The organism is Streptomyces sp. NPDC049813, assembly GCF_044465085.1.
GTDB lineage: Bacteria > Actinomycetota > Actinomycetes > Streptomycetales > Streptomycetaceae > Streptomyces.
On the sequence record NZ_JBITLI010000016.1, the window covers coordinates 114,131 to 125,608 of the forward strand.

Here is an 11,478-nt window from a genome sequence, read left to right on the forward strand (position 1 = left end):
GTGTCTACTTAGGCTCGCCTAAGTGATGTACCGCACCGGGGCCGATCACCGCAGCGCTTGTCAGGCTCTGAGGAATTACGCAACAATGGCGTTGTGAAAAACGTCGGCGAGGCTCAGGAGGTACCCATGGGGGCCCCTCAGGAAGAGCTCGCGGCCGGTGTGCGCTCGGACCGTTCGACGCGCAACCGGGTCGCGCGGTCCATCCTGGACCACGGCCCGTCCACCGTCGCCGACCTCGCCGGACGCCTCGGCCTCACCCAGGCGGCCGTCCGCCGTCACCTGGACGCGCTCGTGGCCGACGACGTGGTCGTGGCGCGGGAGCAGCGGGTCTACGGCGCGCGGACGCGCGGCCGCCCCGCCAAGGCGTTCGCCCTGACCGACTGCGGCCGCGACGCCTTCGACCAGTCCTACGACAAGCTCGCCGCGGACGCGCTCCGCTGGATACAGGGGCAGCCCGGCGGGGACGAGGCGGTCGTCGCCTTCGCCCGCGCCCGGCTCGCCGCGCAGGCCGAGGCCTACCGCGCGGCGGTGGAGGGCGCCCCGCCCGGTGACCGCACCGCAGCGCTGGCCAAGGCGCTGAGCGCGGACGGGTACGCTGCTACGGCGCGCAGCGCGCCCCTCCCGCAACAGGGCGAGCAGCTCTGCCAGCACCACTGCCCGGTCGCCCATGTCGCCGAGCAGTTCCCGCAGCTGTGCGAGGCCGAGACGGAGATGTTCTCGCAGCTCCTCGGCACGCATGTGCAGCGGCTGGCCACCATCGCTCACGGCGACGGCGTCTGCACGACGTTCATTCCGCAGAGCGGGGCGAGGACCGCGCCGAAGCACACCCCGAAGACCGATATCAACGCATCTGCACGCACCGCCGGGAGGAACCCCGCATGACTCTCCCCATCGAGGAGACTGCCCACCCCGAGCTCGAGGGCCTGGGCAAGTACGAATACGGCTGGGCAGACTCCGACGCGGCCGGTGCCTCTGCCAAGCGCGGCATCAACGAGGACGTCGTCAAGGACATCTCGTCGAAGAAGTCCGAGCCGGAGTGGATGACCAAGCTCCGCCTCAAGGGCCTCAAGCTCTTCGGCAAGAAGCCCATGCCGAACTGGGGCTCGGACCTGTCCGGGATCGACTTCGACAACATCAAGTACTTCGTGCGCTCCACGGAGAAGCAGGCGGAGTCCTGGGAAGACCTGCCCGAGGACATCAAGAACACGTACGACAAGCTCGGCATCCCCGAGGCGGAGAAGCAGCGCCTCGTCGCCGGTGTCGCGGCCCAGTACGAATCCGAGGTCGTCTACCACCAGATCCGCGAGGACCTGGAGGAGCAGGGCGTCATCTTCCTCGACACCGACACCGCCCTGAAGGAGCACCCGGAGCTCTTCAAGGAGTACTTCGGGACCGTCATCCCGGCCGGCGACAACAAGTTCGCCGCGCTGAACACGGCCGTGTGGTCGGGTGGCTCCTTCATCTACGTGCCGAAGGGCGTGCACGTCGAGATCCCGCTCCAGGCCTACTTCCGTATCAACACGGAGAACATGGGCCAGTTCGAGCGGACGCTGATCATCGTCGACGAGGACGCCTACGTCCACTACGTCGAGGGCTGCACCGCGCCGATCTACAAGTCGGACTCGCTGCACTCCGCGGTCGTCGAGATCATCGTCAAGAAGGGCGCCCGCTGCCGGTACACGACCATCCAGAACTGGTCGAACAACGTCTACAACCTGGTCACCAAGCGCGCCGTGGCGTACGAGGGCGCGACCATGGAGTGGATCGACGGCAACATCGGCTCCAAGGTCACCATGAAGTACCCGGCCGTCTACCTGATGGGCGAGCACGCCAAGGGCGAGACGCTGTCCATCGCCTTCGCGGGCGAGGGCCAGCACCAGGACGCCGGCTCCAAGATGGTCCACATGGCGCCGAACACCTCGTCGAACATCGTCTCGAAGTCGGTGGCGCGCGGCGGTGGCCGCACCTCCTACCGCGGTCTCGTCGAGATCGGTGAGGGCGCGCCCGGCTCGAAGTCGAACGTGCTGTGCGACGCGCTGCTCGTCGACACGATCTCCCGCTCCGACACCTACCCCTACGTCGACGTCCGCGAGGACGACGTCTCCATGGGGCACGAGGCGACCGTCTCCAAGGTCTCCGAGGACCAGCTCTTCTACCTGATGAGCCGCGGCCTGAGCGAGTTCGAGGCCATGGCGATGATCGTGCGCGGCTTCGTCGAGCCGATCGCCAAGGAGCTGCCCATGGAGTACGCCCTTGAGCTCAACCGGCTGATCGAGCTGCAGATGGAGGGGTCGGTCGGCTGACCTCAGCCACCCGATCCACCCGTCAAGCCCCTTACGTATGAAAGCGAGCGCTACGACAGCCATGGCTGAGGCTCAGAACATCCCCGGTGGTTCCACCACTGCCGGAACCATCGCGGTGGCCGCCGAGTCGACCGTCGCCACGCGCATGAGCGCGCCCCCCTCCTACGACGTCGAGGCCTTCCCGGTCCCGCACGGCCGTGAGGAGGAGTGGCGGTTCACGCCGCTGGAGCGGCTGCGCGGCCTGCACGACGGCACCGCCGTGGCCACCGGCTCCGGCGTCAAGGTCGACGTGGAGGCGCCGGCCGGCGTCACCGTGACGGCCGTCGGCCGGGACGACGCGCGCGTCGGCAAGGCGGGCAAGCCCGTCGACCGCGTCGCCGCGCAGGCCTACTCCTCGTTCGAGCAGGCGTCCGTCGTCTCCGTGCCCAAGGAGACGGTGCTCTCCGAGCCGATCCGCGTCCGCGTGCACGGCGAGGGCGGGGTGGCCTACGGCCACCAGGTCATCGAGCTGGGCGCCTTCGCCGAGGCCGTCGTCATCCTCGACCACACCGGCGACGCGGTGCTCGCCGCCAACGTCGACTACCTGCTCGGCGACGGCGCCAAGCTGACCGTCGTCTCGGTCCAGGACTGGGACGACAAGGCCGTCCACGTCGCCCAGCACAACGCGCTGGTCGGCCGCGACGCCTCCTTCAAGTCCGTCGTCGTCACCTTCGGCGGTGACGTGGTCCGCCTGCACCCGCGCGTCTCGTACGCGGCCACGGGCGGCGAGGCCGAGCTGTTCGGCCTCTACTTCACCGACGCGGGCCAGCACCAGGAGCACCGCCTCCTGGTCGACCACAACACCCCGCACTGCAAGTCGAACGTCGTCTACAAGGGCGCGCTCCAGGGCGACGACGCGCACGCCGTCTGGATCGGCGACGTCCTCATCGAGGCCGCCGCCGAGGGCACGGACACCTACGAGATGAACCGGAACCTGGTTCTGACCGACGGTGCCCGCGTCGACTCCGTGCCGAACCTGGAGATCGAGACCGGCGAGATCGTCGGCGCCGGTCACGCCTCCGCCACCGGCCGCTTCGATGACGAGCAGCTCTTCTACCTGATGGCCCGCGGCATCCCCGCCGACGAGGCGCGCCGCCTCGTCGTGCGCGGCTTCTTCGCCGAGCTGGTCCAGCAGATCGGCGTCCCGGACATCGAGGAGCGCCTGCTCGACAAGATCGCCACCGAGCTGGAGGCGTCGGTCTGATGACTGACCCGACGTTCCTGCGCGCCTGCGGGCTGAGCGAGCTGGAGGACTCCACCCCCAAGCGGGTGGAGCTCGACGGCACGCCGGTCTCGGTCGTCCGGACCGAGGGCGAGGTGTTCGCGATCAACGACATCTGCTCGCACGCGAACGTGTCGCTCTCCGAGGGCGAGGTGGAGGACTGCCAGATCGAGTGCTGGCTGCACGGCTCCGCCTTCGACCTGCGCACCGGCAAACCGTCCGGACTGCCCGCGACGCGCCCCGTCCCCGTATACCCCGTAAAGATCGAAGGGGACGATGTGCTCGTCTCCCTCTCCCAGGAGTCCTGAGGCACCATGGCAACGCTTGAAATCCGAGACCTGCACGTCACCGTCGAGGCCGACAACGCCACGAAGGAGATCCTCAAGGGCGTCGACCTCACCGTGAAGCAGGGCGAGACGCACGCCATCATGGGCCCGAACGGCTCCGGCAAGTCGACCCTCGCCTACTCCATCGCGGGTCACCCCAAGTACACGATCACGCAGGGCACCGTCACCCTCGACGGCGAGGACGTCCTGGAGATGTCCGTCGACGAGCGCGCCCGCGCCGGCATGTTCCTCGCCATGCAGTACCCGGTCGAGGTCCCCGGCGTCTCGGTCTCCAACTTCCTGCGCTCCTCGGCGACCGCGATCCGCGGCGAGGCTCCCAAGCTGCGTACCTGGGTGAAGGAGGTCAAGGGTGCGATGGAGACGCTCCAGATGGACCCCGCCTTCGCCGAGCGCAACGTGAACGAGGGCTTCTCCGGCGGTGAGAAGAAGCGCCACGAGATCCTCCAGATGGAGCTCCTCAAGCCGAAGATCGCGATCCTCGACGAGACCGACTCCGGCCTCGACGTCGACGCGCTGCGCCAGGTCTCGGACGGCGTCAACCGCGTCCGCGAGACCGGCGAGGTCGGCACCCTGCTGATCACGCACTACACGCGCATCCTGCGCTACATCAAGCCGGACTTCGTGCACGTCTTCTCGGCGGGCAAGATCGTCGAGTCCGGTGGTCCCGAGCTCGCCGACACCCTCGAGGCCGAAGGCTACGAGAAGTACACGAAGGGTGGCGCATCCGCGTGACAGTGGCCCACCAGGGGCTCTCCGGCCTCCTCGACACCGAGGCGATCCGCAAGGACTTCCCGATCCTGGATCGCACGATCCACGACGGCAAGAAGCTCGTGTACCTGGACAACGCGGCGACCTCGCAGACGCCGCGCCAGGTGCTCGACGTGCTCAACGAGTACTACGAGCAGCACAACGCGAACGTCCACCGAGGCGTGCACGTCCTCGCCGAGGAGGCCACGGCGCTGTACGAGGGCGCCCGCGACAAGGTCGCCGCGTTCATCAACGCGCCCAGCCGCGACGAGGTCATCTTCACGAAGAACGCCTCGGAGTCGCTCAACCTCGTCGCGAACATGCTGGGCTGGGCCGACGAGCCGTACAAGGTCGACCACGAGACCGAGATCGTCATCACGGAGATGGAGCACCACTCCAACATCGTGCCGTGGCAGCTGCTCTCGCAGCGCACCGGCGCGAAGCTGAAGTGGTTCGGCCTGACCGACGACGGCCGCCTCGACCTGTCGAACATCAACGAGGTCATCACGGAGAAGACGAAGATCGTCTCCTTCGTGCTGGTGTCGAACATCCTCGGCACCCACAACCCGGTCGAGGCCATCGTGCGCCGCGCCCAGGAGGTGGGCGCGCTCGTCCTCGTCGACGCCTCGCAGGCCGCGCCGCACATGCCGCTGGACGTGCAGGCGCTCCAGGCCGACTTCGTGGCCTTCACCGGCCACAAGATGTGCGGCCCGACCGGCATCGGCGTGCTCTGGGGCCGGCAGGAACTCCTGGAGGACCTGCCGCCGTTCCTCGGCGGCGGCGAGATGATCGAGACCGTGTCGATGCACTCGTCGACGTACGCTCCCGCGCCGCACAAGTTCGAGGCCGGCACACCGCCGATCTCGCAGGCCATCGGCCTGGGCGCGGCGATCGACTACCTCAGCGCGATCGGCATGGAGAACGTCCTGCGGCACGAGCAGGCGCTCACCGAGTACGCCGTGAAGCGGTTCCAGGACGTCCCCGACCTGCGCATCATCGGCCCGACGACGGCCGAGGAGCGCGGCGCCGCGATCTCCTTCACGCTCGGCGACATCCACCCGCACGACGTGGGCCAGGTCCTCGACGAGCAGGGCATCGCGGTCCGGGTCGGCCACCACTGCGCGCGGCCGGTCTGCCTCAGGTACGGAATTCCTGCGACGACGCGGGCGTCGTTCTATCTGTACTCCACGCCGGGCGAGATCGACGCTCTGGTCGACGGCCTGGAGCACGTACGGAACTTCTTCGGGTAGCGGGCAGGACGGTCGACTGATGAAGCTGGATTCCATGTACCAGGAAGTCATCCTGGACCACTACAAGCATCCGCACGGGCGGGGCCTGCGCGACGGCGACGCCGAGGTACACCACGTCAACCCGACGTGCGGTGACGAGATCACGCTGCGCGTGAAGTACGCCGGCGAGACCATCGAGGACATCAGCTACGAGGGGCAGGGCTGTTCGATCAGCCAGGCGTCGGCCTCCGTACTGAACGACCTCCTGGTCGGCAAGGAGCTGGCGGACGCGCGGACGGTCCAGGAGACGTTCCTGGAGCTGATGCAGTCCAAGGGCCGGATCGAGCCGGACGAGTCGATGGAGGACATCCTGGAGGACGCGGTCGCGTTCGCCGGGGTCTCCAAGTACCCGGCCCGGGTGAAGTGCGCTCTCCTGAGCTGGATGGCGTGGAAGGACGCGACGGCGCAAGCCTTCGCGGAGGAGGCGAAGACCGCATGAGTGACAGCACCGCAGTGGAGATGAAGCCGGCCTCCGAGGAGGAGGTCCGCGAGGCCCTGTACGACGTCGTCGACCCCGAGCTGGGCATCGACGTCGTGAACCTGGGCCTGATCTACGGCATCCACATCGACGACGCGAACATCGCGACGATCGACATGACGCTGACGTCCGCGGCCTGCCCGCTGACCGACGTGATCGAGGACCAGGCGAAGTCCGCCACCGACGGCATCGTCAACGAGCTGCGGATCAACTGGGTCTGGATGCCGCCGTGGGGCCCGGACAAGATCACGGACGAGGGTCGCGAGCAGCTGCGCGCGCTCGGGTTCAACGTCTGATCCAGCGCGGCCCGGGGGCGCGGGGAACTGCGCGCTCAGCCCACGACGAGCCGCGGACGCATCTGCTCAAGACATGAGCAGACGCGTCCGCGGCTTTCGTCGTGGCTGGTCGCGCAGTTCCCCGCGCCCCTACCGGCGCTGTTCGCCCGCTGTATCCAGCAGCGACACCCGGCGTACGTTCACGGAGCGGAACCTTCCTCCGACATCAGGTCGATGAAGGAGCAGCCCGTGCCGTACCCCGCCCCGCGCAGCCGCACCCGCATACGCCGCGCGGCCCTCGCCGCCGCCACCGGTGGCCTGCTCACCCTGGCCGTCGGCCTCCCGGCGGGTGCCGCCGCCTCCGCGTCGCCGACGATCTCGCTCTCGGCCGCGTACCTCAGCGGAGCCGTCGGCGGGGTCGCCGACCCGACCGTCACCGTCAAGGTCGCGCAGAGCGGCACCGACGCCTCGGCGCTCACCGTCACCGCGAGTGCCAGCAGCAAGACCTCGGTGGCCCGCACCACCGACGTGACCGTCACCGGCACCGGCGCGACCCGCACCGTCTCCGTCGCCGCCCGCGGCCAGGGCTACACCGACCTGACGCTGAAGGTGACCGGCTCCGGCGGGGCGTCGGCGACCACCAAGCTGCACTACGCCGCCTCGAAGGCGGTGCAGAAGGCCGCCGACACCCGTTACTTCACCGGCTCCTCCGACGCCTCCGCCGCCGTCGACGTGGGCGGTGGCTACGTCGTCGTGGCGGACGACGAGTCGAACGTGCTGCGGCTCTACAACGGCGCGGTCTCCGGCGCGCCGGTCAGGACCTGGGACATGTCGTCCAAGGTCGGCGCCGACAAGGAGATCGACATCGAGGGCGCCACCCGCGTCGGCAACCTCATCTACTGGACGGGCTCGCTCGGCAACAACAAGGACGGCGAGTACAAGGCCGACCGCAACACCGTCTTCACGACGACGGTCAGCGGTTCCGGCGCCGCCACCCAGCTCGCCTACGCGCACTCCTACAAGAAGTTGCGGGGTGCGCTCGTCGACTGGGACGAGGACAACGACGACCGCTACGGGTTCGCGCACGCCACCGAGGACGGCGAGATACCCAAGGAGGTCGACGGGTTCAACGTCGAGGGCCTGGAGTTCGCGCCCGGCTCCACCACGACCGCGTACGTCGGCTTCCGTGCGCCGCTCGTCCCGCCGAAGGACGGCGGCAAGGCGCTCATCGTGCCCGTCACCAACATGGACAAGGTCGTCGCGAACGGCACGGCGCCCGCCTTCGGCGCGCCCATCGAGCTGGACCTGGGCGGCCTGTCCATCCGCGACATCCGCAAGAACGCCGCGAACCAGTACCTGATCGTGGCGGGCAGCTGGGCGGCCGACGACAACTCCGACCCGTACGCCCTGTACCGGTGGGACGGCGTCGCCGGGCACGCTCCCGTGAAGGCCGTCGACCTGCCGACGACGGACCCGGGCGGCTGGGAGGCCGTCGTGTCGGTGCCGGACCTGTCCGTGCCCGGTCAGCGGGTGCAGCTGATCACCGACAGCGGCTCCGCCGATCTGTACGGGGACGGCACCGAGGCCAAGGACCTGGACCACGACGAGTGGAAGAAGGCCCGGGCGGCGTGGTTCACCCTCCCGTAGCCCGACTTGTGTACGGGCGTACGCAACGATATGTACACTCGTACGCATGGGATACGTGCTGCTCGCCGGCGCCATCGCCGCGGAGGTGGCTGCCACCACGGCCATGAAGTACAGCGAGGGCTTCAGCAGGCTCTGGCCCTCGCTGATCACCGTCACCGGGTACGTGATCGCGTTCGCGCTCCTCGCCCAGACGCTGAAGACCGTCCAGATCGGGACCGCGTACGCGATCTGGGCGGGCGCCGGCACCGCCGTCATCGCCGCGATCGGCATGGTCTTCCTGGGCGAGGGGCTCAGCGTCGCCAAGGTCGCCGGGATCGTCTGCGTCATCGGCGGCGTCGTCCTGCTGAACCTGGGCGGGGCCCACTGATGCCGCGGCGCTACGACCCCGAGCGGCGCCAGCGGATCATCGACGCGGCGATCCGGGTCGTGGGGGAGAAGGGCCTCGCCGGGCTCAGCCACCGCAGCGTCGCCGCCGCGGCCGATGTGCCGCTGGGCTCGACGACGTACCACTTCGCGACGCTCGACGAGCTGATGGTGGCCGCGCTGCGGCAGGCCAACGAGGGGTTCGCCAAGGTCGTCGCGGCGCGCGGGGCGTTCGAGGACCCCGCCCTGGACCTCGCGGGGGAGCTGGCCGGGCTGCTCGGCGAGTGGCTGGCGGGCGAGCGGGTGGGGGTGGAGCTGGAGTACGAGCTGTACCTCGCCGCGCTGCGCCGACCCGCGCTGCGTCCCGTCGCCGCCGAGTGGTGCCAGGGGCTCGCGGAGGTCCTGGCCCGGCGCACCGACGCCGTCACCGCGCGGGCCCTGGTGGCGTTGATGGACGGGATGTCGCTCCAGGTCCTGCTGACGGACGGGGAGTACGACGCGGGGTACGCGCGGGAGATGCTGGCGCGGCTCATTCCGTAGCGGCGCCCGTGGCCGGGGCCCGGGGGCCCGCCACCTGAGACGGGGTCGCGGCTGGTTGGCCTCGGTGACCCCGGGCCGGTTAGGTTGCCCTCATGACCGACACGACTGCTACTCGTTCCACCGGCGCCGTCGCCGCAGGCCTTGCCACCGTCACCACCGACGGCACCGTTCTCGACACCTGGTTCCCCGCGCCCGAGCTGGTGGCCGAGCCCGGCCCGGCCGGCTCCGAGCGGCTCTCCGCCGAGCGGGCCGTGGAGCTGCTCGGCGCGGGCGCCGCCAAGGCGATCGGGCCCGACGCCCGGCGCGGTGTCGAGGTCGTGGCCGTGCGCACGGTCATCGGCTCCCTCGACGACAAGCCGCTGGACGCGCACGACGCGTACCTGCGGCTGCACCTGCTCTCGCACCGCCTGGTCCAGCCGCACGGCCAGAACCTGGACGGCCTCTTCGGCCTCCTCGCCAACGTCGCCTGGACCTCGCTCGGCCCGGTCGCCGTCGACGACGTCGAGACGGTGCGCCTGAACGCCCGCGCCGAGGGCCTGCACCTCCAGGTGACGTCCATCGACAAGTTCCCGCGCATGACCGACTACGTCGCCCCCAAGGGCGTGCGCATCGCCGACGCCGACCGGGTCCGCCTCGGCGCGCACCTCGCCGCGGGCACCACGGTCATGCACGAGGGCTTCGTGAACTTCAACGCGGGCACGCTGGGCACGTCGATGGTCGAGGGCCGCATCTCCGCGGGCGTCGTCGTCGGCGACGGCTCCGACATCGGCGGCGGCGCGTCCACCATGGGCACGCTCTCCGGCGGCGGCAACGTGCGCATCGTCATCGGCGAGCGGTGCCTCGTCGGCGCCGAGGCGGGAGTCGGCATCGCGCTCGGCGACGAGTGCGTGGTCGAGGCCGGCCTCTACGTCACGGCCGGCACCCGCGTCACGATGCCCGACGGCCAGATCGTCAAGGCCCGCGAACTCTCCGGCGCCTCGAACATCCTGTTCCGCCGCAACTCGGTGACCGGCACGGTCGAGGCCCGCCCGAACAACGCGGTGTGGGGCGGGCTGAACGAGGTCCTGCACAGCCACAACTGATCATCGACGGCCGCGTCCCTCGCGTGTGCACGTCCCGCCCCGAACGGGTTCCGCGTGGCTCACGCCGCGCTCACCAGCGCGTCGTGGGCCGCGCGGAGCCGGTTCGTCGTCGGCTCGTCGGCCGGCTGGAGCGGGGCGCGGACCGGGCCGCCGCCGGGGAGGGAGAGGGCCGTGAGGAGGGCCTTGGCCGTGACTGCGCCCGGGAGGTCCGCGGACATCATCAGCGTCGTGAGCGGGATCGTGAGCTGCTGGTGGCGGGCGGCCAGGCGCGTGTCGCCCGCGTCGTACGCGTCGATGATCGCCCGGAACGCGCCGGGGACCGCGTTCGCCACCGTCGAGACGTACCCGGCGCCACCCAGCGCGTGAAGCGCGAGGACGTACTCGTCGCAGCCCGTGTAGTACGCGAGGTCCGTCGCGGCCATGACCTGCTGGGTGCCCAGGAGGTCGTACGCGCAATCCTTGACCGCCACGATGCGCGGGTGCCCGGCCAGGCGCAGCAGCGTGTCCGGTGCGATGCGGACGCCGGTGCGGGCGGGGATGTCGTAGACCATCACCGGCAGGTCCGTGGCGTCCGCGAGCGCGCTCAGGTGCGCCGCGATCGCGTCCTGCGGCGGGCGGCTGTAGGCGGGCGCGGTCGCCAACAGGCCGTCCGCGCCCGCCCGTCGGGCCTGACGGGCCAGGTCGAGCGAGTGGCGGGTGTCGGACGTGCCGACGCCGGTCAGGACGGACGCCCGCCCGTCGACCGCCTCCCGCACCGCCCGCACCAGCGCCGCCTTCTCCGCGTCCGTCGTGGTGGGGGACTCGCCGGTGGTGCCGGACAGCACCAGTCCGTCACAGCCCTCGGTGACGAGCCGGTCCGCCAGCTGCTGCGCGGCGTCCAGGTCGAGGGCGCCGGCCTCGGTGAAGGGCGTGACCATGGCGCACAGGGCGCGGCCGAAGTTCGTGTCGCTCATGGCAGCAGTCTCGGCCGCCCCCTCGTGCGGCTCCACGTAAATCCGCTACAGGGTGGGGCGGAGCAACGCTGAAAGGTGAGGCGCGGGGGGGGGGGGGGGGGGGGCCCCCCCCCCCCCCCCCCCCCCCCCCCCCCCCCCCCCCCCCCCCCCCCGGGCGGGGGGGGGGGGGTGGGGGTGGGGGGGGGGGGGGGTG

The 11,478-nt window shown here is 70.4% G+C and carries 13 protein-coding genes; 12 read left to right on the forward strand and 1 reads right to left on the reverse strand.

The window, feature by feature from the left end; genetic code table 11:
* Positions 1-93 precede the first annotated feature (93 nt).
* From ACIBW6_RS28355 to dapD, 12 genes are all read left to right on the forward strand, one after another.
* Positions 94-882: a helix-turn-helix transcriptional regulator gene (locus ACIBW6_RS28355; protein ID WP_399064436.1), complete on the forward strand. Its 789-nt coding sequence runs from the start codon at positions 94-96 to the stop codon at positions 880-882.
* Positions 879-2,303 carry a Fe-S cluster assembly protein SufB gene (gene sufB / locus ACIBW6_RS28360; protein ID WP_324775501.1) on the forward strand — a complete coding sequence of 475 codons (1,425 nt, stop codon included), beginning with the start codon at positions 879-881 and terminating at the stop codon, positions 2,301-2,303. Before ACIBW6_RS28355 ends, sufB begins: the two co-directional genes overlap by 4 nt.
* Before the next feature lie 61 nt (positions 2,304-2,364).
* Positions 2,365-3,546: a Fe-S cluster assembly protein SufD gene (gene sufD / locus ACIBW6_RS28365; protein WP_399064438.1), complete on the forward strand. Its 1,182-nt coding sequence runs from the start codon at positions 2,365-2,367 to the stop codon at positions 3,544-3,546.
* Positions 3,546-3,872 carry a non-heme iron oxygenase ferredoxin subunit gene (locus ACIBW6_RS28370; RefSeq protein ID WP_399064440.1) on the forward strand — a complete coding sequence of 109 codons (327 nt, stop codon included), beginning with the start codon at positions 3,546-3,548 and terminating at the stop codon, positions 3,870-3,872. The genes sufD and ACIBW6_RS28370 overlap by 1 nt, the downstream gene beginning before the upstream one ends.
* A gap of 6 nt (positions 3,873-3,878) precedes the next feature.
* On the forward strand, positions 3,879-4,643 hold the full coding sequence (sufC, locus tag ACIBW6_RS28375; protein ID WP_399064442.1) for a Fe-S cluster assembly ATPase SufC: 765 nt from the start codon (positions 3,879-3,881) through the stop codon (positions 4,641-4,643).
* Positions 4,640-5,908: a cysteine desulfurase gene (locus ACIBW6_RS28380; protein ID WP_399064444.1), complete on the forward strand. Its 1,269-nt coding sequence runs from the start codon at positions 4,640-4,642 to the stop codon at positions 5,906-5,908. Before sufC ends, ACIBW6_RS28380 begins: the two co-directional genes overlap by 4 nt.
* A 19-nt stretch (positions 5,909-5,927) precedes the next feature.
* Entirely contained in the window at positions 5,928-6,386 is a 459-nt protein-coding gene (sufU, locus tag ACIBW6_RS28385; protein WP_399064446.1) for a Fe-S cluster assembly sulfur transfer protein SufU, read from the forward strand.
* Positions 6,383-6,721: a metal-sulfur cluster assembly factor gene (locus ACIBW6_RS28390; RefSeq protein WP_324775488.1), complete on the forward strand. Its 339-nt coding sequence runs from the start codon at positions 6,383-6,385 to the stop codon at positions 6,719-6,721. The genes sufU and ACIBW6_RS28390 overlap by 4 nt, the downstream gene beginning before the upstream one ends.
* A gap of 213 nt (positions 6,722-6,934) precedes the next feature.
* On the forward strand, positions 6,935-8,347 hold the full coding sequence (locus ACIBW6_RS28395; protein WP_399064448.1) for a DUF3616 domain-containing protein: 1,413 nt from the start codon (positions 6,935-6,937) through the stop codon (positions 8,345-8,347).
* A 46-nt stretch (positions 8,348-8,393) separates the two neighbouring features.
* The gene (locus ACIBW6_RS28400) at positions 8,394-8,714 is read left to right on the forward strand and encodes a DMT family transporter (protein ID WP_399064450.1); all 321 of its coding nucleotides are present in this window, start codon (positions 8,394-8,396) and stop codon (positions 8,712-8,714) included.
* On the forward strand, positions 8,714-9,250 hold the full coding sequence (locus ACIBW6_RS28405) for a TetR/AcrR family transcriptional regulator (protein ID WP_399064452.1): 537 nt from the start codon (positions 8,714-8,716) through the stop codon (positions 9,248-9,250). Before ACIBW6_RS28400 ends, ACIBW6_RS28405 begins: the two co-directional genes overlap by 1 nt.
* A gap of 92 nt (positions 9,251-9,342) precedes the next feature.
* Positions 9,343-10,332, forward strand: a complete 990-nt coding sequence (dapD, locus tag ACIBW6_RS28410; RefSeq protein ID WP_399064454.1) for a 2,3,4,5-tetrahydropyridine-2,6-dicarboxylate N-succinyltransferase — start codon at positions 9,343-9,345, stop codon at positions 10,330-10,332.
* Between the two features lie 59 nt (positions 10,333-10,391).
* Here dapD and dapA read toward each other — a convergent pair whose 3' ends face one another.
* Positions 10,392-11,285 carry a 4-hydroxy-tetrahydrodipicolinate synthase gene (gene dapA / locus ACIBW6_RS28415; protein ID WP_399064456.1) on the reverse strand — a complete coding sequence of 298 codons (894 nt, stop codon included), beginning with the start codon at positions 11,283-11,285 and terminating at the stop codon, positions 10,392-10,394.
* Positions 11,286-11,478: the final 193 nt, after the last annotated feature.

What these genes read in the sequence shown, in the direction of transcription:
- ACIBW6_RS28405 (WP_399064452.1), top strand. Translation starts at nt 8,714, where the DNA reads ATGCCGCGGCGCTACGACCCCGAGCGGCGCCAGCGGATCATCGACGCG.
- ACIBW6_RS28400 (WP_399064450.1), top strand. Translation starts at nt 8,394, where the DNA reads ATGGGATACGTGCTGCTCGCCGGCGCCATCGCCGCGGAGGTGGCTGCC.
- dapD (WP_399064454.1), top strand. Translation starts at nt 9,343, where the DNA reads ATGACCGACACGACTGCTACTCGTTCCACCGGCGCCGTCGCCGCAGGC.
- ACIBW6_RS28370 (WP_399064440.1), top strand. Translation starts at nt 3,546, where the DNA reads ATGACTGACCCGACGTTCCTGCGCGCCTGCGGGCTGAGCGAGCTGGAG.
- sufC (WP_399064442.1), top strand. Translation starts at nt 3,879, where the DNA reads ATGGCAACGCTTGAAATCCGAGACCTGCACGTCACCGTCGAGGCCGAC.
- ACIBW6_RS28390 (WP_324775488.1), top strand. Translation starts at nt 6,383, where the DNA reads ATGAGTGACAGCACCGCAGTGGAGATGAAGCCGGCCTCCGAGGAGGAG.
- sufD (WP_399064438.1), top strand. Translation starts at nt 2,365, where the DNA reads ATGGCTGAGGCTCAGAACATCCCCGGTGGTTCCACCACTGCCGGAACC.
- dapA (WP_399064456.1), bottom strand. Translation starts at nt 11,285, where the DNA reads ATGAGCGACACGAACTTCGGCCGCGCCCTGTGCGCCATGGTCACGCCC.
- ACIBW6_RS28395 (WP_399064448.1), top strand. Translation starts at nt 6,935, where the DNA reads ATGAAGGAGCAGCCCGTGCCGTACCCCGCCCCGCGCAGCCGCACCCGC.
- sufB (WP_324775501.1), top strand. Translation starts at nt 879, where the DNA reads ATGACTCTCCCCATCGAGGAGACTGCCCACCCCGAGCTCGAGGGCCTG.
- sufU (WP_399064446.1), top strand. Translation starts at nt 5,928, where the DNA reads ATGAAGCTGGATTCCATGTACCAGGAAGTCATCCTGGACCACTACAAG.